At 59.4% G+C, this 19,856-nt stretch carries 18 protein-coding genes; 12 read left to right on the forward strand and 6 right to left on the reverse strand.

The genetic code is table 11. From position 1 onward, the window contains the following. Positions 1-3: 3 nt before the first annotated feature. A complete protein-coding gene (locus tag Q7C21_RS08965; RefSeq protein ID WP_003851779.1) occupies positions 4-738 on the reverse strand; it encodes a MerR family transcriptional regulator in 735 nt (244 codons plus the stop codon). Between the two features lie 148 nt (positions 739-886). On the opposite strand from Q7C21_RS08965, the gene Q7C21_RS08970 reads away from it, so the two are divergent. The 4 genes from Q7C21_RS08970 (at position 887) to ybiB (ending at position 5,252) form a co-directional block, all read left to right on the forward strand. After that, positions 887-1,450 (forward strand): XRE family transcriptional regulator, encoded by a 564-nt coding sequence (locus Q7C21_RS08970; RefSeq protein ID WP_003851776.1) that lies wholly within the window; start codon positions 887-889, stop codon positions 1,448-1,450. Further along, positions 1,447-1,965: a GNAT family N-acetyltransferase gene (locus tag Q7C21_RS08975; RefSeq protein WP_003851775.1), complete on the forward strand. Its 519-nt coding sequence runs from the start codon at positions 1,447-1,449 to the stop codon at positions 1,963-1,965. The genes Q7C21_RS08970 and Q7C21_RS08975 overlap by 4 nt, the downstream gene beginning before the upstream one ends. A gap of 123 nt (positions 1,966-2,088) precedes the next feature. Next, on the forward strand, positions 2,089-4,257 hold the full coding sequence (dinG, locus tag Q7C21_RS08980) for an ATP-dependent DNA helicase DinG (protein WP_003851773.1): 2,169 nt from the start codon (positions 2,089-2,091) through the stop codon (positions 4,255-4,257). A 26-nt stretch (positions 4,258-4,283) separates the two neighbouring features. Further along, positions 4,284-5,252 (forward strand): DNA-binding protein YbiB, encoded by a 969-nt coding sequence (gene ybiB / locus Q7C21_RS08985; RefSeq protein ID WP_039659248.1) that lies wholly within the window; start codon positions 4,284-4,286, stop codon positions 5,250-5,252. A gap of 1 nt (position 5,253) precedes the next feature. On the opposite strand, the gene Q7C21_RS08990 is transcribed toward ybiB, so the two are convergent. From Q7C21_RS08990 to hutH (Q7C21_RS09000), 3 genes are all read right to left on the reverse strand, one after another. Beyond that, on the reverse strand, positions 5,254-6,411 hold the full coding sequence (locus Q7C21_RS08990; RefSeq protein WP_039659250.1) for a M20 aminoacylase family protein: 1,158 nt from the start codon (positions 6,409-6,411) through the stop codon (positions 5,254-5,256). Between the two features lie 208 nt (positions 6,412-6,619). Further along, positions 6,620-8,305 (reverse strand): urocanate hydratase, encoded by a 1,686-nt coding sequence (gene hutU, locus Q7C21_RS08995; protein ID WP_003851765.1) that lies wholly within the window; start codon positions 8,303-8,305, stop codon positions 6,620-6,622. 15 nt (positions 8,306-8,320) lie between these two features. Beyond that, the gene (hutH, locus tag Q7C21_RS09000) at positions 8,321-9,871 is read right to left on the reverse strand and encodes a histidine ammonia-lyase (protein ID WP_140033584.1); all 1,551 of its coding nucleotides are present in this window, start codon (positions 9,869-9,871) and stop codon (positions 8,321-8,323) included. A 326-nt stretch (positions 9,872-10,197) separates the two neighbouring features. Here hutH (Q7C21_RS09000) and hutC point away from each other — a divergent pair, with 326 nt between their 5' ends. Continuing rightward, positions 10,198-10,953, forward strand: coding sequence for a histidine utilization repressor (hutC, locus tag Q7C21_RS09005; protein WP_003851761.1), 756 nt, complete (start codon positions 10,198-10,200; stop codon positions 10,951-10,953). Here hutC and Q7C21_RS09010 read toward each other — a convergent pair. Next, entirely contained in the window at positions 10,937-11,479 is a 543-nt protein-coding gene (locus Q7C21_RS09010) for a HutD family protein (protein ID WP_140033583.1), read from the reverse strand. The genes hutC and Q7C21_RS09010 overlap by 17 nt on opposite strands. Then, positions 11,476-12,831 (reverse strand): formimidoylglutamate deiminase, encoded by a 1,356-nt coding sequence (locus tag Q7C21_RS09015; RefSeq protein ID WP_375150627.1) that lies wholly within the window; start codon positions 12,829-12,831, stop codon positions 11,476-11,478. Before Q7C21_RS09015 ends, Q7C21_RS09010 begins: the two co-directional genes overlap by 4 nt. Before the next feature lie 80 nt (positions 12,832-12,911). On the opposite strand from Q7C21_RS09015, the gene hutI reads away from it, so the two are divergent. From hutI to hutH (Q7C21_RS09050), 7 genes are all read left to right on the forward strand, one after another. Continuing rightward, positions 12,912-14,129 (forward strand): imidazolonepropionase, encoded by a 1,218-nt coding sequence (gene hutI, locus Q7C21_RS09020; RefSeq protein ID WP_375150628.1) that lies wholly within the window; start codon positions 12,912-12,914, stop codon positions 14,127-14,129. Continuing rightward, positions 14,126-14,917 carry an N-formylglutamate deformylase gene (gene hutG, locus Q7C21_RS09025; RefSeq protein WP_375150629.1) on the forward strand — a complete coding sequence of 264 codons (792 nt, stop codon included), beginning with the start codon at positions 14,126-14,128 and terminating at the stop codon, positions 14,915-14,917. The genes hutI and hutG overlap by 4 nt, the downstream gene beginning before the upstream one ends. A gap of 307 nt (positions 14,918-15,224) precedes the next feature. Next, on the forward strand, positions 15,225-16,073 hold the full coding sequence (locus Q7C21_RS09030) for a transporter substrate-binding domain-containing protein (RefSeq protein ID WP_008925090.1): 849 nt from the start codon (positions 15,225-15,227) through the stop codon (positions 16,071-16,073). 12 nt (positions 16,074-16,085) lie between these two features. Further along, positions 16,086-16,805, forward strand: coding sequence for an ABC transporter permease (locus Q7C21_RS09035; protein WP_003851749.1), 720 nt, complete (start codon positions 16,086-16,088; stop codon positions 16,803-16,805). 8 nt (positions 16,806-16,813) lie between these two features. Continuing rightward, positions 16,814-17,554 carry an ABC transporter permease gene (locus tag Q7C21_RS09040; RefSeq protein ID WP_008925091.1) on the forward strand — a complete coding sequence of 247 codons (741 nt, stop codon included), beginning with the start codon at positions 16,814-16,816 and terminating at the stop codon, positions 17,552-17,554. Next, positions 17,547-18,341: an ABC transporter ATP-binding protein gene (locus Q7C21_RS09045; protein ID WP_003851746.1), complete on the forward strand. Its 795-nt coding sequence runs from the start codon at positions 17,547-17,549 to the stop codon at positions 18,339-18,341. The genes Q7C21_RS09040 and Q7C21_RS09045 overlap by 8 nt, the downstream gene beginning before the upstream one ends. Positions 18,342-18,349: 8 nt before the next feature. Further along, positions 18,350-19,855: a histidine ammonia-lyase gene (gene hutH / locus Q7C21_RS09050; RefSeq protein ID WP_375150694.1), complete on the forward strand. Its 1,506-nt coding sequence runs from the start codon at positions 18,350-18,352 to the stop codon at positions 19,853-19,855. Position 19,856 lies beyond the last annotated feature (1 nt).

Consider the following 19,856-nt stretch of genomic DNA (forward strand, 5'->3'; position numbering starts at 1 on the left):
TTATCAGCCGGGTTCATGTAACCGCACGGCATAGCCCTGTTCCTGCCAGTGTGACAGCTGTTCCTGCTGGCGACGGGTTAATTTTTTACCGGTAAATACAAACATATTCATGCCAGGAAAAAGTTCAGGACGCGGGACATCAAGCGGTTCAGCCAGCACATCAATCCGCCAGCCATGCTGTGAAAGACGCCAGCCTTCCAGCCAGATACGGGTACGATCGTCGGTACCCCAGCCAATGATCAGCGCATCTTTTCCCGATTTTTTGCGGCTGCCGGTCAGACAGAAAGCGACATAGTCGATCAGCAAACCATCCAGCAGGCTGCACATGGTTCGGGCAGTATTCTGGTCCAGACTCAGTTTCTGGCGTACAGGCATGAAAACGTGATCAATTAGCGCATCAATCGGATGTTCGCGACCAATCGCAGCAATTTTGTTACGCAGTTTAGCGGGTCTGACATGACGTAATACGCTGATTAGCTCATCCTGCAGTGTGGTCCAGCCATCGTGTGCATCAACATCGCCACCTTCCAGCAATGCCTTTACTTTACCGACCGGCACGCCGCTTTCAATCCAGCGCATGATCTCTTCAATACGCTGCACATCCTCTTCATCAAACTGACGATGTCCGCCTTCGGTACGTTGCGGCTTCAGTAAGCCATAACGACGCTGCCAGGCGCGCAGGGTAACTGGGTTTATGCCACAGCGCTCGGCGACGTCACCGATACTGTATAAGGTCATAAATTCCTCTTTCGATTGGTCTGAGTGTAATTACCATAACGAAGCAAACTAAGTTGTACAATACATTTCTCAATGTACAACTTGACTGATACGGCCCTTTTCAGCTATATCTCATTTGAGAGAATGTTTCCCATAAGTGAGAAAAGTAATGTCTGAGCTGAATACTGAGCAACGACTGGCTGTGAGGCTGTCAGAGTTACGCCTGCAACGCGGCTGGTCGCTGGATGAACTTGCGGTGGCCACGGGCATCAGTCGTGCGACATTATCGCGCATTGAGCGAGGCGAGACCAGCCCTACGGCTGCACTGCTTAACCGTCTGTGTGTCGCCTACGGATTAACGATGTCACGCCTGCTGAGTGAGGTGGAGGAGGAGTCCAGTTTGCTGGTCACCAGCCAGCATCAGCCGGTGTGGCAGGATGAGGCCAGCGGATTTATTCGCCGCAATATATCCCCTCCTGCACTTCATTTCAGATGCGAACTGGTTGAGGGCAGGTTACGGCCTGGTGCGCGTATCGATTACGATTCACCACCCATCCAGGGACTGGAGCAGCATATCTGGCTGCGTGAGGGCGGTCTCACCGTCACGATGGGATCTCAGGCGTGGACGTTGCAGCCAGGTGACTGTTTACGTTTTCATCTGACAGGAAAATCGGCTTTTGAGGCGCACCTGACCGACGGCGCGCGCTATCTACTGGTGGTGGCGAAACCATGATTGAGTACGTAACCCTCAGCGCCACCCAGGCGCAACAGAATCTGGCCGAACTGACCCATGTTTTACAGGGCTGTGTGGCAGATGGGGCCAGCGTCGGGTTTATTGATGCTGAAGACAGTGAGGTGATGACGCGATTCTGGCAGCAGCGAATCATCAGCATCACAGGCGGCGACAGCGAGTTAATCGTGGCGCGTCAACAGGGTCGCATTGTGGCGACGGTGATGATCAATAGCAGCGGCATGCCAAACGGCCGCCACCGGGCGGAGATCAGCAAACTGCTGGTGCATCCGCAGGCACGCCGACAGGGCATCGCCCGTGAACTGATGCAGCGCGCCGAGCAGCGGGCGCGCGAGCGCGTCAAAACCCTGCTGGTGCTGGATACGCGCAGCGGCGATGTCGCCAGCGATCTCTATCGCTCGCTGGGCTGGCAGGTAGCGGGATCGATCCCGTTTTATGCGGAATCCACCGCAGGCGTGCTGGACGCCACCACCGTAATGTACAAAGTGCTGGCGTAAATCACCGCCGCCGGGCACGCACTGAAATTTACGACAGCGCACGAAAAATTCGGCGTGAAAGCTGACGCCGCCGGGATACTGTGTAAAAATACAGGCCATATTTTCAGTGTGGTAACGCAAATCATGGCCCTGACAGCCGCAGTAAAAAGCCAGATAGCGCAATGGTATAAAGCGCTTCAGGAGCAGGTGCCTGATTTCATCCCGCGAGCGCCGCAGCGCCAGATGATTGCCGAAGTGGCAAAATGCCTGGCCGGTGACGATTCGCGCCATCTGGCGGTTGAAGCGCCGACCGGCGTGGGTAAAACTCTTTCTTATCTGATCCCAGGCATTGCGGCCAGCCGCGCCCAGGAAAAGCAGCTGGTCATCAGCACCGCCAATGTGGCGTTGCAGGATCAGATCTTCACCAAAGATCTGCCGCTGTTGAAGAAAATCATCCCCGACCTCACCTTTACCGCTGCTTTTGGCCGCGGGCGCTATGTCTGTCCGCGCAATCTGGCGGCGATGGCAGCCGACGCCGATCAGCAGGGCGATCTGCTGCTCTATCTGGACGATGATGCGGTCAGCAGCACCAAAGAGGAACAGACGCAGTGTGGCCGCTTACAAAAATCCCTGGATCGCTATCAGTGGGATGGCCTGCGCGATCACAGCGAAGAGAACGTCAGCGACAGCCTGTGGCAGCGCCTTTCTACCGATAAAGCAAGCTGCCTGGGCGCGCACTGCCACTGGTATCGTGAATGCCCGTTCTTTGTGGCGCGACGCGAAATCGAGCAGGTGGATGTGGTGGTGGCGAATCATGCGCTGGTGATGGCGGCGATGGAGAATGAGTCGGTGCTGCCACCGGCTAAAAACCTGATGCTGGTGCTGGATGAAGGGCACCATTTGCCCGACGTAGCCCGCGATGCGCTGGAGATGAGTGCCGACATTACGCCGGGCTGGAGCAGCCTGCAACTTGACCTGTTTATCAAGCTGGTTGACAGCATCATGACGCAGATGCGGCCAAAATCGCCGCCGCCGCTGGCTAACCCTGAGCGGCTGAAAGCACACTGTGATGAGCTGCGCGAACTGCTGACCGTGACCGCGCAGGCGCTGAATCCGCTGCTGCCACCGCATAACCAGCCGGGCGAATTTCGCTTTGTGCTGGGTGCGCTTCCGCAGGAGCTGCTGGATCTCTGTGCCCGGCTGTTCAAACTCAGCGACGCGCTGCGCGGTTTGAGCGAAGGCCTGATCAATGCACTCAGTGAGCAGACTGGCAAGGTGGACGTGGTGCGATTGCATCGCAATCTGCTGCAGCTCAATCGTCAGTTTGGCTGGTTCGAGTCGGTGAGCAAATTGTGGCGGCTGGCGGCGATGGAAAAAGCGTCTGGCGCACCGGTATCGAAATGGATCACCCGCGAGCTGCGCGAAGGTCAGGCGCATCTGCTGTTTCACTGCGCCGGTATTCGCGTCAGCGATCAGCTGGAAAAGCTGCTGTGGCGCAAAATCCCACATGTGGTGGTCACCTCTGCCACACTGCGATCGCTCAACAGTTTCAACCGCCTGCAGGAGATGTCGGGACTCAGCGAAAAAGCAGGCGATCGTTTTGTGGCGCTGGACTCGCCGTTTAACCATGTAGAGCAGGGCAGGCTGGTGATCCCGCAGATGCGCTTCGAGCCGCTGATGACGCACGAAGCGGAGCACATTGCGGAGATGGCCGGTTTCTTCCGTCAGCAGATGGCGGAGAAAAAGCACAAAGGCGTGCTGGTGCTGTTTGCCAGCAACCGGGCCATGCAGCAGTTTGTCGCCTGTCTGCCTGACCTGCGGCTCTCGATGCTGGTGCAGGGCGATCAGCCGCGCAGCCGGCTGGTCGATTTGCATCGCCAGCGCGTCACCAAAGGGGAAACCAGTATTCTGATTGGCCTGCAGTCCTTTGCCGAAGGGCTTGATCTGAAGGGCGATCTGCTGAGTCAGGTGCATATTCACAAAATCGCTTTTCCCCCGGTGGACAGTCCGGTAATTTTGACCGAAGGCGAGTGGCTTAAAAGCCTGAAGCGTTATCCGTTTGAGGTGCAGAGCTTACCCAGCGCCTCATTCACCCTGATTCAACAGGTCGGGCGCCTGATTCGCAGCCATCAATGTTATGGCGAAATCGTTATTTACGACCGTCGTCTGCTGAGCAAATCCTACGGCAGTCGGTTATTAGCCGCGTTGCCGATCTTCCCGATTGCGCAGCCGGAAACGCCAGAGCCGGAAGCGATACCGGCCACCGTGGCGCCAAAAAACACGGTGCGAAAACGACGTCCCACGCGGCGCTAAGCCGCGCACTTAACCGGAAGCGAGTGATGGAACTGAATAAAATCATTAAAGAGATTGGTCGCGGTAAAAATCATGCCCGCGACATCGATTTTGATACCGCGGTGACGCTGTATGGCGCAATGCTGGCGGGCGAGGTGCCGGACCTGGAACTGGGCGGCATCCTGATTGCGCTGCGTATCAAGGGCGAAGGCGAAGACGAGATGCGCGGCTTTTATCAGGCGATGCAGGCACAGATGATGCAGCTGCGAGCGCCAGAAAACCGGCCGATGCCGATCGTCATCCCCAGCTACAATGGCGCGCGCCGCCAGGGCAATCTGACGCCGTTGCTGGCGTTGCTGCTGGTGAAACTCGGCTTCCCGGTGGTGGTACATGGCGTCAGCGACGACGCGACGCGTATCACCAGTGAGGCGGTGTTTGCCGCACTGGGTGTAACACCTGTCACCACCGCAGAGTTGGCGCAGGCGAAACTCGACCAGGGCGAACTCGTTTTTATCACTATCGATCACCTCTGCCCGCCAATGGCGAAACAGCTCTCACTGCGCTGGCGGATGGGCGTCCGTAACAGCGCACATACGCTGGCAAAACTGGCAACCCCGTTTGCAGAGCGTGCGGCGCTGCGGCTGTCGAGCGTGTCGCATCCGGAGTATGTGCCGCGCGTGGCGAAATTCTTCAGTGACATTGATGCGCCAGCGATACTGCTCAATGGCACCGAAGGGGAAGTCTATGCGAATCCGCAGCGCTGCCCGGCGATCAGTATGATTCAGGGCGCAGGCGTGGAAGCGGAAGTGTGGGTCGAGCGTCAGCCTGAAGTGGCGGTTGAACTGCCGGCGGACAAGACGGCAGAGGTGACGGCGCGCTGGATTGATGAGGTGCTGAATCAGCAGCGCCCGGTGCCTGCGTCACTGCGATTGCAGCTCGCCTGCTGCCTGCGCGCCAGCGGCCAGTGCGACTCGCTGGCGGCGGCCGGGCAGCAGATTGCCGCTGCCGGATACTGAGTCAGGCGGCTGGCAGCGCCTGTTCAACCAGGTTCTGCCAGAAACGGATGCCAATCGGCAGCAGCGCGTCGTTGAAATCATAGCGAGCGTTATGTAGCGGCGCGGAGGGCGTCTCGCCATCCGCGCCCAGCCAGAAGTAAGCGCCGGGACAGGCTTCCATCATGCAGGCAAAATCTTCTGATGCCATCGACGGATTGACCTGCCAGTGAACCTGTTCTGCGCCCAGCGTTGCCAGCGCCACGTCGCGCACCTGCTCAGCCGGGGCCGCATGGTTAGCCGTGACCGGATAGCCCGGCAGCCAGTTAATCTCGCCGCTGACGCCAAACGGACGTGGTAGAGTCGTCACAAACTCATCAATCAGTCCGCGTACTTTTTCGCGCACGCTGGTCTGCAGGCAGCGCACTGTGCCGCGCAGCATAATCTGTTCCGGAATCACGTTGATCGCTTCACCCCCGTGGATCTGCGTTACACTGACCACCGCAGAGGCAAGGGGCGAGAGCCGACGGGAGGGAATCGTCTGCAGCGCCAGAATCAGCTCGGCCGCTACCACCATCGGATCGGCGCCACTTTCTGGCATCGCCGCATGGCAGCTTTTACCGTGCAGGGTAATTTCGAATGAATCCAGCGATGCCATCATTGCGCCAGGATTAACAGCCAGTGACCCCAGCGGCAGCCCCGGCCAGTTGTGCATCGCGTAGATCGCATCCATCGGAAAGCGCTGGAACAATCCCTCTTCCACCATTTTGCGCGCCCCGCCCAGATTCTCTTCGGCAGGCTGAAAGATGAAATGCACCGTGCCGCTAAACTGACGCGTGGCAGCCAGCTGTCGGGCGGCGGCCAGCAGGATAGCGCTGTGACCATCGTGGCCGCAGGCGTGCATGACGCCAGGCGTCGAAGATCGCCACTCAGCGTCGCCTTTCTCTGTAATCGGCAATGCATCCATATCCGCACGCAGCCCGATAACCGGACCGGGACCGTTTTCCAGCGTACCGATGACTCCTGTTCCCGCCAGACCACGAAACACCTGCAGCCCCGCCCGCGCTAATTCTTCAGCAATAAACTGGCTGGTTTGCTGTTCCTGGTAACCTAATTCGGGGTGGCGATGAAACTCACGGCGCCAGTGCAGGGCGTCTTCAAGCAGGGCAGGGGAAAGGGTCATGCAGCGTCGCGCTCCATACAGAATGAGAAGATTTCACTTTAGTGATTGGGTGGCGCGGCGTCTATCGCTGTCGGGACTAAATATGGCTATAGGCTAAATCAAAATGGAATAAGTAATAAGGAAGTGATTTCAGAGAGGGGTTTCACAATGGAAAAGTCAGAAAAACGGGGCAGGCCACAGCGCGCCCCGTGTAGTGAACAATATCAGACTATTTTTGCATTGGCAGGTTCAGGCCGTGCTCTGCAGCACAGCTCTGCGCCAGCTCATAACCTGCATCGGCGTGACGCATGACACCGGTGGCCGGGTCATTCCATAACACACGACCCAGACGCGCATCGGCTTCTTTGCTGCCATCGGCAACAATCACTACGCCAGAGTGCTGCGAGAAGCCCATGCCAACACCGCCGCCGTGATGCAGGCTGACCCAGGTCGCGCCGCCCGCGGTATTCAGCAGCGCGTTAAGCAGCGGCCAGTCAGAGACCGCATCCGAGCCATCTTTCATCGCTTCGGTCTCGCGGTTTGGTGAGGCAACTGAACCGCAGTCGAGATGGTCGCGGCCAATGACCACCGGCGCTTTCAGCTCGCCGTTGCGCACCATTTCATTGAACGCCAGACCGGCAAGGTGTCGCTCGCCCAGTCCCAGCCAGCAGATACGTGCCGGCAGGCCCTGAAAAGCGATGCGCTCCTGCGCCATATCAAGCCAGCGATGCAGCGTTTTGTGGTGCGGGAACAGCTCCTTGAGTTTGGCATCGGTCTTGTAGATATCCTCCGGGTCGCCTGACAACGCCACCCAGCGGAACGGGCCTTTGCCTTCACAGAACAGCGGACGGATATAGGCCGGTACAAAGCCAGGGAAGTCGAAGGCGTTGCTGACACCCTCATCCAGCGCTACTTGACGGATGTTGTTGCCGTAATCCACGGTCGGAATACCCATATGACAGAAGTCGAGCATCGCCTGGACGTGAACCGCCATAGAGGCACGCGCGGCTTTCTCAACCGCTTTCGGCTGTGAAACGCGCGCCTGTTGCCAGCGCGCCAGATCCCAGCCAATCGGCAGATAACCATTTATTGGGTCATGTGCCGACGTCTGGTCGGTCACGATGTCCGGCTTCGGCCCGCCCGCCCGGGCGCGTTTCACCAGCTCTGGCAGGATTTCAGCGGCATTGCCCAGCAGCCCGACTGAAATCGCTTTTTTCGCAGCAGTGGCTTCGCTGATGATGGCCAGCGCTTCGTCCAGCGTGGTGGCTTTGTAGTCTACGTAGCGGGTACGCAGACGGAAATCGATGCGTGACTCCTGGCACTCAATCGCCAGTACGCAGGCACCGGCCAGCACACCCGCCAGCGGTTGCGCGCCGCCCATGCCGCCCAGCCCGGCGGTGAGAATCCAGCGTCCGCTGAGGTCGTTGTTATAGTGCTGACGTCCCGCTTCCACAAAGGTTTCATAGGTGCCCTGCACGATGCCCTGTGCACCGATATAGATCCAGGAACCGGCGGTCATCTGGCCGTACATCATCAGGCCCGCTTTATCCAGCTCGTGGAAGTGATCCCAGGTCGCCCAGTGTGGCACCAGATTAGAGTTCGCCAGCAGGACGCGCGGCGCATCCGCGTGGGTGCGGAAGATGCCGACCGGTTTGCCGCTCTGGATCAGCAGCGTCTCATCCGGTTGCAGCGCCCGCAGCGAACGCAGGATCTGCTCGAAGCATGCCCAGTTTCGCGCTGCTTTACCGATGCCGCCGTAAACCACCAGATCTTCCGGCCGCTCGGCCACATCGGGATCGAGGTTGTTCTGAATCATGCGGTAAGCCGCTTCAATCAGCCAGTTAGCGCAGTGCAGTGTGGTGCCATGTGGCGCACGAATTTCACGTGCCACAGCCTGAGAAAGAGTTTCGCTCATAAGAGATTCCTTAATTCAAGAAGTTGGGCGCATGCTCGGCAGCAGCGCGGTCAATGCCTGAGGCCAGTCAGCGCGACTTGCCCACTGACGCATGGCCTCGATATCGGGTGCCAGCAGGCGATCTTCCTCAAGGAAAGCGACCTGCTCGCGAATGGTGTCGATGGCCTGCTCAATCAGCACAGAGCTTTTCAGCGGCCGGTTAAATTCAATACCCTGCGCGGCGGCCATCGCTTCAATACCGACCACCGCGGCGCTGTTAAAGCACATGCTGCCGAGGCGGCGGGCGGCATAGGTCGCCATTGAGACGTGATCCTCCTGGTTAGCGGAGGTCGGCAGACTGTCTACGCTGCCCGGATGGGCCAGCGATTTGTTCTCAGAGGCGAGCGCGGCGGCGGTGACCTGGGCGATCATAAAGCCAGAGTTCACGCCACCGTCACGTACGAGGAAAGGCGGAAGGCCAGATAAGCCGCTGTCCAGCAGCAGCGCCAGGCGCCGCTCGGAGATGGCGCCGACTTCAGCAATGGCCAGCGCCAGGATATCTGCGGCAAAGGCAACGGGTTCGGCGTGGAAGTTGCCGCCGGAGATCACATCGCCGCTGTCGCTGAACACCAGCGGGTTGTCCGAGGCTGCGTTTGCTTCGATTTCCAGAATCCGCGCCGCGTGGCTGAAATTGTCCAGGCAGGCACCCATCACCTGCGGCACGCAGCGGATGGAGTAGGGGTCCTGTACACGGCCGCAATGGGTATGCGACTGCAGAATTTCACTGCCCTCTATCAGAGCGCTGACGGCGGCGGCGACCGCAATCTGGCCCTGCTGACCACGCGCTTTATGAATACGGGCGTCGAACGGTTTCAGCGAGCCTTTGATCGCCTCCAGCGAGAGCGCACCCGCCATCAGACCGGCAGCAAACAGATTTTCACCTTCAAACAGGCCACGCAGCGCCAGCGCAGTCGAAACCTGGGTGCCATTGAGTAGCGCCAGTCCTTCTTTTGGACCGAGCACAAACGGCGACAGGCCGACGCTTGCCAGTCCTTCTGTTGCCGGGATCAGCTTACCAGCGAGCCGTACCTGACCTTCACCCAGCAGCATCAGCGACATGTGCGCCAGCGGCGCCAAATCGCCAGAAGCCCCGACAGAGCCTTTTTCCGGGATGCAGGGCATCACACCCGCGTTAAACAGGGCAAGCAGCGCCTCAACGAGTTCGATTCGCACGCCAGAGTGACCGCGCGCCAGACTGATGATTTTGGTTGCGACCACCAGCCGGGTGACATTGTCGGGCAGCAGATCGCCCAGTCCGACGCTGTGTGACAACACCAGATTACGCTGCAGATCCGCCAGCCGGCTGGCCGGAATTTGGGTCTGCGCCAGTTTGCCGAAGCCGGTATTAATGCCATACACCACGTTACCGGAGGCGACAATGGCATCTACGGTTTGCTGCGCCGCTGCAATCGCCTGACGCGCATGCTCATCGAGACTTAATGTGACATTACCCTGATAGATAGCGCGTAATGTGGCGAGGTCCACCTCGCCTGGCACCAGGCGCAATGCCTGAAACGAACCTGACATAGCCTACTCCTGTCGATACAAGTGTGCTGGTGTGGCGAAGCTGCTTCCCTTGCCCTGAACCAGCGGGATAATTCGAGTGAAACATAAGCATTAAATCTTGTCTATGCTTGTCTATACAATCAAGCAAAGTAAGCAAAGGACGTGCCAGGCCGATCACAAAAATCGAATCTCCCTATGCTGCGGGTCGGGTGTTTAGCATGTGGGAGAAGCTGCACCATCAGGATGCGGAGGCTGCACCATCGGAGCATCGCGTGCTCTGCTGGATGTATATACATTCACGCAGTGAGACAGTAAACTCAGGGGACTTTCAGCATAAGGAACAGCAAATGGTTGAGCATACGGCACTGGCACAACTGGCGGCGGCAATGAGCGATGAACCTGCACCGATCTATCAGCGGGTGAAACAGGCCATCGTCAGCCAGATTCGTGAAGGGTTGTGGAAAGCGAATCAGCGTGTGCCATCAGAAAGTGAACTGGTCAATGAACTGGGCGTCAGTCGCATGACTATTAACCGGGCGCTGCGTGAGCTCACCAGTGAGGGATTTCTGGTGCGGATGCAGGGTGTCGGGACCTTTGTGGCGGAGATGAAAGGGTACACCGCCATGCTGGAGGTGCATAACATCGCCGATGAGATTGCCCAGCGAGGTCATCAGCACAGCGCAAAAATCCTTACCCTCGGTCAGAACAAAGCCGATCCCGAGCAGGCGGCCGTACTGGGTCTCACTACCGGGCAGACGCTCTTCCATTCGCTGATTGTGCACTACGAAAACGATCTGCCGGTGCAGCTGGAGGATCGTCTGGTCAATCCCCTGGTCGCGCCCGACTACCTGACGCAGGATTATGAGAAGATGACGCCGTACACCTATCTCATGCGGGTCGCGCCGCTGACGGCGGGTGAGCACATCGTTGAAGCGGTGCTGCCCGATGCGCGTCAGCGTAAGCATTTGTCGCTGGATGAGCACGAACCCTGCCTGCTGATTCGCCGTCAGACCTGGAGCGACACGAAAATCGTGACCTATGCGCGATTGCTCTATCCCGGCTCACGTTACAAACTGCTGGGCCGCTTCAGAGGACACGGTTAAGTCGGGTAAACAGCAGCCGGGCATCCGTGTCACACGGGCTGAGTTGTGTCTCATCATCGACCCACCACGTCCCCTGTTGCGCGCTCAGCTTTTCTCCGTCAGCCGTCTGCCATGCGCCAGCCAGCACCCAGGCGACGCCATGCAGCGCGCTGACCTCTGTGGTCACCACCTCCACCGTTGCCTGCCATTCACCACGTCGCGTCATGATATTAAAATCTTCGCTGACGCTGCCCTGCAGTTGTGCCGTTAAGGCGAGTTCGCCGGCGAACGCCCACGGCTTTTGCGGCGTCAACAGATGCTGCACGCCGGGCGCGGTTAACAACACCGGATCGCCGTGCAGCAGGGTGATAACCCGATCAATCTCCGGAAAGGCAGAGAAGGGGCCATCCTGCGCCAGGGTCGCAATACTGGCGCGCCAGCCAAAGCGATCTGCGCCGGGCGGGAAACTGATAATCTCACGGGTCTCACCGCCACCGTTGCGCCAGCGGCTGACTGCCAGATCGGCATATGCGAACCGGGCGATCATCGCAGCGCCGCGATTGCCTGAGCAAAGCGTGCGGCACACGCTGCCTGGTGCGGATGCACGCCATCTTTCACCACGGCTTTACCTGCAACATAGACGTCGCGAATCTGATCGCGCTGTCCGGCAAACAGCCAACGGTTCATTACGGCGTGTGATTCCACGCTGCCGAGCCATGCCTCATCACGCAGCACCAGCCAGTCAGCACGTTGTCCCACCGCCAGCGTACCCTGCTGAATGCCGCACGCCTGCGCACCCCCTGCTGCAGCCTGTTGCCAAAGCAGATCGCCTACCGAGGGCTGGTCAGGCAGGGTGATTCGGTTGCGGCGCTGGTCGCGCAGGCGCTGCGCATACTCCAGCCAGCGCAGCTCTTCCTGGGTGCTCAGCGAGACGTGACTGTCGGAGCCAATGCCCCAGCGTCCGCCCTGCGCGATATACTCCACCGCCGGAAAAATGCCGTCACCGAGGTTGGCTTCGGTGGTCGGGCAGAGACCCGCCACCGCACCGCTGCGGGCAAGGCGTGACAGTTCGCTCTCATCCAGATGCGTGGCGTGGATCAGACACCAGCGCGTATCCACGTTAAAGCGGTTAAGGAGCCAGGCAACCGGCCGTTCGCCGCTCCACGCCAGTGAATCATTGACCTCTTTCTGCTGTTCAGCCACATGGATATGGACCGGCAGCCCAGGATCGCTGGCCGCCAGCACGTCGTGCATCTGACTTTCACTTACTGCCCGCAGCGAATGGAAACAGAGGCCACGATTCAGCAGTGGCCGCTGCTGCTGCCACTCCTCCAGCCGCGCCTGCTGTTGCAGATACTGGTCGGTCTGCTGGATAAAACGTTTCTGACCCGCCGTTGCAGGCTGACTGCCAAAGCCGCTGTAGCTGTAGAGCACCGGCAGCAGGGTCTGACCGATACCGGCGATCTCCGCCGCCTCGATCAGCTGTTGCAGCATCGCATCATCACCATAGGGTGCGCCGCTGGGGTCGTGATGCAGATAGTGAAACTCCGCCACCTGGGTGTAGCCGCCCTTCAGCATTTCGATGTAGAGCAGGGCGGCAATATCGCCCACCTGCCGGGGTGTCAGGCGCTGCACCATGCGGTACATCAAATCCCGCCAGGTCCAGAAGCTGTCCTGAGGATCGCCCGCGACTTCTGCCAGCCCCGCCATGGCACGCTGGAATGCATGCGAGTGCAGGTTGGCGATCGCCGGAATTACCTCGCCGTTGAGCTGGACAGCATTCTCCGCATGGCTATCCGGAGCAATGGCATCGATAAAACCCGCCTGATTAACTGTGATACGAACCTGCTGCTGCCAGCCCTCTGCCAGCAGTGCACGCGGGGCAAAAAAAGTTACCATGGTTGATCCTCTCCGGATGTGGTTGTATATACATATACATACTTTGAGGCACAGTGTAAACGGTGGAGGCTTAGGCAGCGATGGCAGAAGAGATGCGTGTAGATACGGTATGGACCGGGGCCGACCTGGTTACCATGCGTGACGGAAAGTACCATCTGATTCCGCAAGGCGCGCTGGTGGTGCGGGCAGGTAAACTGGTATGGGTGGGCCCGCAGGCGGAGATGCCCGCGTTCGTCGCCGATCAGCATCATCAACTGCCAGGCGGCATCGTGACGCCAGGGCTGGTGGATTGTCATACCCATCTGGTGTTTGGCGGCGACCGCAGTCAGGAGTTTGAACAGCGCCTGAATGGCGTCAGCTACGCAGAGATCGCCGCGCAGGGCGGCGGCATTCTCTCCACCGTGCGCGCCACCCGCGCGGCCACGGAAGAGGAGCTGGTGGCGTCGGCTCGCTGGCGGCTCAATCGGCTGCTGGCCGAAGGCGTCACCACCGTGGAGATTAAGTCCGGCTATGGTCTGGATGAAGAGAGCGAACTGCGGATGCTGCGGGCGATTCGCCAGTTGGGAGAGAGCGTGTCCGCCGATGTGCGTGCCACCTGTCTGGCAGCACATGCCTTTCCGCCGGAGTTTAAGCACGACCCGGATAGCTGGGTCGATATCATCTGCGATCGACTCCTGCCGCAGGTGAAGGCGCTGGGGCTGGCGGATGCGGTGGATGCGTTCTGTGAGCATCTCGCCTTTTCCCCTGCGCAGGTGGCGCGGGTGTTTGACCGGGCGGTGGCGCTGGGTATGCCGGTGAAATTGCATGCGGAACAGCTTTCGGCACTGGGGGGCGCAGCACTGGCGGCGCGCTACGGCGCACTCTCTGCGGACCATCTTGAATACGCCACGGAAGAGGATGCCAGGGTGATGGCAGAGCATGGCACCGTCGCGGTGCTGCTGCCTGGTGCGTTTTACCTGCTGCGTGAGACCCAGCGCCCGCCGGTGGAAAGCTTCCGGCGACATGGGGTACCGATGGCACTGGCCAGCGATGCGAATCCTGGCACCTCGCCTGCGCTGTCGCTGCGTCTGATGCTCAATATGGGTTGCACGCTGTTTGGCATGACACCGGAAGAGGCGCTGGCGGGCGTCACCCTGTGGGGAGCAAAAGCGCTGGGGCTGGCTGACAGTCACGGCTCGCTGGAGGCGGGAAAAGTGGCAAACTTCGTGCACTGGCCGCTGGCTCGTCCCGCGGAACTGGTTTACTGGCTGGGTGGTGAGCTGCCCTGTACCGTTATTTATCGTGGAGAACCACAATGAACCCTTTCTATTTCACCCAGGGCAGCCTGCCGCTGCTGGTCAGCATTCCTCACGCCGGGACCGACCTGACACCCGACGTGGAGGCTGGATTAAGTGAGGCCGCGCGCGGCCTGCCTGACACCGACTGGCATATCCCGCTGCTGTATGATTTTGTGCGTGACCTCGGGGCCAGCGTGTTAATTGGCCGCTACTCCCGTTTTGTGGTTGATCTTAACCGTCCGCCCGATAACCAGCCGCTCTACACGACGGCCACCACTGGCCTGTTCCCGGAAACGCTGTTCGACGGCACGCCGACCTTTGCGCCAGGTAAAACGCCTGATGCCACGGCGCGTCAGGGCTACATCGATCAGATCTGGCAGCCTTATCATCAGCAGATTCAGCAGGAGCTGGCGCGGCTTAAAGCGCTGCATGGTTATGCGCTGCTGTTTGATGCTCACTCCATCGCCAGCGAAATTCCCCGCCTGTTTGAGGGCCGTCTGCCCGATATCAATGTTGGCACCAACGACGGTGCAAGCTGTACACCTGCCATGAGCGCGGCGATTGAAGCAGTATGCAGCGCACAGAACGACTACAGCTGGGTGATTAACGGGCGCTTTAAAGGCGGCTACATCACCCGCGCTTATGGACAGCCGCAGCAGCATATTGAAGCCGTACAGCTGGAGCTGGCGCAGCTCAACTACATGGATGAGATGCCTCCTTACGCCTGGCAGCAGGCGCGTGCCGCCCGGTTACAGAAAGTGCTGAAGGCGATGATTCATGCCATGCTGGCGCAGGCTAAACCGCAATAAATCAGCGATGCGCCACGCCGGTGCAGCGCTGCGCTAATCGGGTGCAGGTGAGGGCAGCCTGTGTGGCTGCTCCCTTGCTACCGCCTCCATTCTTCGCTTTTTCAGAGCTGGCATAACCTTTGCTTGGTTGTATGTACAAGTACTGCAGTGCGTGCTCTATCTGAATAAATTCCGTCTGGCTCACAAAATGAAAAAGCCGGCAATGAACTGCGTTGCGTTAACTTGTATATACATGACATATCATCTTGTGGGGTTTATGTTAAATCTCATCAGGGCGATCACCAGGCCGCTACTTCAGGAGAACCGTATGACACACCCTCTGACTCTTCGTCGTTTATGTCTTACTACGCTGGTTTCCAGTCTGCTGCTCTGTGGCGTCAGCGCCCAGGCTAAAGAGTGGAAGTCGATCACCATTGCCACTGAAGGCAGTTATGAACCCTGGAACCTCACCCTGCCGGGCGGCAAGCTGGGCGGTTTCGAACCGGAGCTGATGGCGGATCTCTGCCAGCGCATGGCGATCCAGTGCAAGCTGGTGGTGCAGAACTGGGATGGGATGATCGCCGGACTGAATGCCGGAAAATATGACGTCATCATGGATGCGATTGTGATTACGCCCGACCGCAAAAAAGTGGTGAATTTCACCGTGCCTTACGCCTCAACACCCGCCACCTTTATCACGGTAAAAGGGTCACTGCTGCCCGCTGACAGCAAGATCATCAAACTCACTGACGATGAAAAAACCATTGAGCCTGCCATCGCACCCCTGAAAGCAGCGCTGAAGGGCAAAACGATTGGTATCGCCTCTGGCACGGTCTATACGCCGTTTATCGACAAATACTTCAAAGGGGTGGCGGATGTGCGTGAATACACCAGCTCAGCCGATGCGATTCTTGATTTGCAGGCCGGACGCATTGATGCGGTGTTTGACGATGTGACGTTCGCGCAGTCGATGCTGGCACGACCGGATAACCGCAACCTCAGTTTCAGCGGTCCTCAGCTGGGCGGCCCAATCTGGGGTGAGGGCGAGGCGATGGGTGTACGCATGGCCGACAACGATCTGAAAGCCCGACTGGATCAGGCGATTAAAGCCGCGCTGGCCGATGGCACAGTGAAAAAGCTGAGTGAGAAGTGGTTCAAAACTGACGTCACACCCTGAGTGAGGTAACTGATGATAAGCCTGCTGAGTTTTGGCCCGGACGGCTGGGGACGGTTGATTCTGAGTGCCACGCTGACCACGTTGCTGCTGTCGTTTTGCGCGCTGCTGGTCGGCGCGGTGGTGGGATCGGGCGTGGCCGCCGCAAAGTTATCCCCGCACCGGGCGGTACGCTGGCTGGGTGAAAGCTACTCGGTGATCTTTCGGGGTATCCCTGAATTGCTGGTGATCTACCTGTTCTACTTCGGTGGATCGGGACTGATCACGCAGATCGGACAACTGTTTGGCGCAGACGGTTTTATCGAAGCGCCGCCGTTTCTGATCGGGGCATTGGCGATCGGGCTTATCTCCGGCTCTTACCAGGCGGAAGTCTATCGTGCCGCGCGGCTGGCTCTGGCGAAAGGGGAGATCGAAGCCGCCGTCGCCATTGGCATGCCGCGCTGGCGCATCCGGCAACGTATCCTGTTGCCGCAGGTGGCGCGCTATGCGCTGCCCGGCCTGTCTAACGTCTGGCAGATGAGCCTGAAAGATTCCGCGCTGGTATCGGTGACCGGCATTGTCGAGCTCATGCGGGCCAGCCAGATAGCAGCCGGTTCTACCCGGGACTACTTCTCCTTTTACCTGGTGGGCGGTGCCTGTTATCTGCTGCTGACGCTGCTGTCGAATCGCGCCTTTCTGCGCGCCGAATCCCGTCTGGGTCGCGCCTGGCAAAGCCGCACCGCTGCACAGCATTAAGGAGAGTTATGATTGATTTTGCGTTCCTTACTGACACCTTCCTGAAACTCAGCGCGGCGCTGCCGGTCACGCTCGGCCTGTTTATCAGCGCCTTTCTCTGCGGGGGCGTGCTGGCGGTCGGTATTCTGGCGCTGCGCATGAGCCGCTGGCGGCTGCTGAGTGCATTCGCCCGCGGCTACATTCTGGTGTTTCGCGGCTCGCCGCTGATGATTCAGTTGTTCCTGATCTACTACGGGCTGGGACAGTTTGGGGTGATCCGCCACAGCGTCTTCTGGCCGTTTCTGCGTGAGCCTTTTACCTGCGCGGTGCTGGCCCTGTCCCTCTGTACCGCCGCCTACACGGCGGAGATCCTGCGCGGCGCGCTGCTGGCGGTCCCGCCCGGTCAGGTGGAAGCGGGGATGGCATGCGGCATGTCGCGCGGCCTGCTGCTGCGGCGCATTATCGCACCGGTGATGCTGCGTTATGCGCTGCCTGCGTACTCCACCGAAGCGATTCTGCTGGTGAAATCAACCGCGCTGGCGAGTCTGGTGACGGTGTGGGATGTCACCGGGGTCGCGCAGCAGATTATCCAGCGTACTTACCGCACTATGGAGGTGTTTCTCTGTGCGGCGGCGATCTATCTGATCCTCAACTTCATCATTGTTCAACTGTATGCCCTGCTGGAGCGGCGTCTGACACCGGTTCATAAACCGGAAAAAAAGCCGTTACCGGCCGCTAAGCCGATCCCCGGAGGAGAAAAAAATGTCTGAACTGCCACCTGTCACGCTGTCGGCCAGCGATATCCATAAATCCTTTGGCGCGATGGAGGTGCTGAAGGGCATCTCGCTGCAGGCGCATCAGGGCGATGTCATCTCTATTCTCGGTGCCAGCGGCTCCGGTAAAAGTACGCTGCTGCGCTGTATCAACCTGCTGGAGACGCCTGATTCTGGCGTCGTCAGCGTGGGCGGTGAAACCATTGAGATGAAGCGTCATGCACGCGGGCACCAGCTGGCGGCTAACCCGCGTCAGATTGAACGGCTGCGTTCACGGCTGGGGATGGTGTTTCAGAGCTTTAATCTCTGGTCGCATCTCACCGTACTGCAAAACGTTATTGAAGGGCCGCACTACGTGCTGAAGCGCGATAAAAAAGCCTGCATCGCTCAGGCAGAACAGCTGCTGGATCGGGTTGGCCTGCTGAATCGCAAAGACTTCTATCCCGCTCAGCTTTCGGGCGGCCAGCAGCAGCGGGTGGCGATCGCCCGCGCGCTGGCGATGGACCCGGAGGTGATGCTGTTTGATGAACCGACATCGGCACTGGATCCGGAACTGGTGGGTGAGGTGCTGAAGGTGATGCGCAGCCTGGCCGAAGAGGGGCGCACCATGCTGGTGGTCACGCACGAGATGGGCTTTGCCCGCAACGTCTCAAACCGGGTCGTGTTTATGCATCAGGGCACGATTGATTGTCAGGGCACGCCAGAAGCGATGTTCGGCGAGGCGGGATCGGCGCGCTTTAAGCAGTTTATTTCCAGCCATCATCAGGTGGAGCCGGTGGTATGAGCGACGTCATGAGTCAGACGCGGGTCTGGGGCGATGGTCCGCTTAAATGGCAGGAGCTGGTGAAGGTCGCCCGGCATGGCGCGACTCTGACGCTGAGCGACAGCGCCTGGCAGCGAATTGCCCGGAGCCGTGAAATCGTCGGCAACATCGTCGCGGCGGGGCAGGTAGCCTACGGCATTAATACCGGATTAGGGGCGTTGTGCAACATTACTCTTTCCGAAGATGAACTGAGCCAGCTGTCGCGCAATACCTTACTGAGCCATGCCTGTGGTGTCGGGCCGGTGCTTAAAAAAGCGGAGGTCCGCGCCATTCTGTGTGCCGCGATTGCCAACTACAGTCATGGCAAATCGGGTGTGTCAGTGGCGCTGGTGAAGCAGCTGCTGGCGCTACTGAATCTGCAGATTACCCCTCAGGTTCCGTCCCAGGGATCGGTGGGCTATCTGACCCACATGGCGCATATCGGTCTGGCCCTGATCGGCATCGGCGAGGTGGAGTGGCACGGCGAAATCATGCCCGCGCAGCAGGCGCTAACCCAGGCAGGCTTAGCGCCTTACCGGCCAGGTGCCAAAGAGGGATTGAGCCTGGTCAACGGCACGCCTTGCATGACCGGCTTAGCCTGCCTGGCGCTGGACGATGCCGGGCGTCTGCTGGACTGGGCGGATGTGACAGGCGCAATGAGTTTTGAAGCGCTGCGCGGTCAGCTGGTGGCGTTTGATCCAGAGGTGCTGGCACTCAAGGCCAGCCCGGGAATACAGCGCAGTGGTGAACGTCTGCGCCAGTTGCTGAGAGACAGCCCGCTGCTGAACGCGAGCGTCGGCATCCGCACTCAGGATGCGATGAGTCTGCGGTCGATGCCGCAGGTGCACGGCGCCTGCCGCGATCAGTTTGATCACGCCGCACGTCAGGTGGAGACTGAACTCAACGCCTGTACCGACAATCCGCTGATTCTGGGCACGCCGCAGGAGTGGCGCGTGGTGTCACAGTCACATCCGCACGGTGAATCGGTGGCGATGGCCTGTGACCTGCTGGCGATTGCGCTGGCGGAGCTCGGGAGTATTGCCGAACGACGGCTGGATCGGCTGGTAAACCCGCTGGTCAGTGGCCTGCCGCCGTTTCTGGTGGCCGAGCCTGGCGTCAATTCTGGCATGATGATTGCGCAGTACGTCGCGGCCTCACTCTGCGCGGAAAACCGTCAGCTGGCGCAGCCTGCGGTACTCGATAACTATGTCACTTCAGGATTACAGGAGGATCACGTCAGTCTTGGCACCGGTTCGGCGTTAAAGCTGCTGAAGCTGGTCAGCAACGTCGATCACATCATCGCGATTGAGTATCTGCTGGCGGCGCAGGCGCTGGAGTTTCACGGTGAATCACAGCTGGCAGCCGGCACGCGGCGCGCCTGGCAGCATCTGCGGCAGGTGGTTGAGCGCTGGCAGCAGGATCGCTGGCTGGCACCCGACATCGACCGTGCGGTGGCGCAGATAAGGGCGCACCGGACCGATGCGCTTGTGGGGTGAG

Origin of the sequence: Pantoea sp. ANP04 (assembly GCF_041982285.1) — a bacterium.
In the GTDB taxonomy this organism is placed as follows: domain Bacteria; phylum Pseudomonadota; class Gammaproteobacteria; order Enterobacterales; family Enterobacteriaceae; genus Pantoea; species Pantoea eucalypti.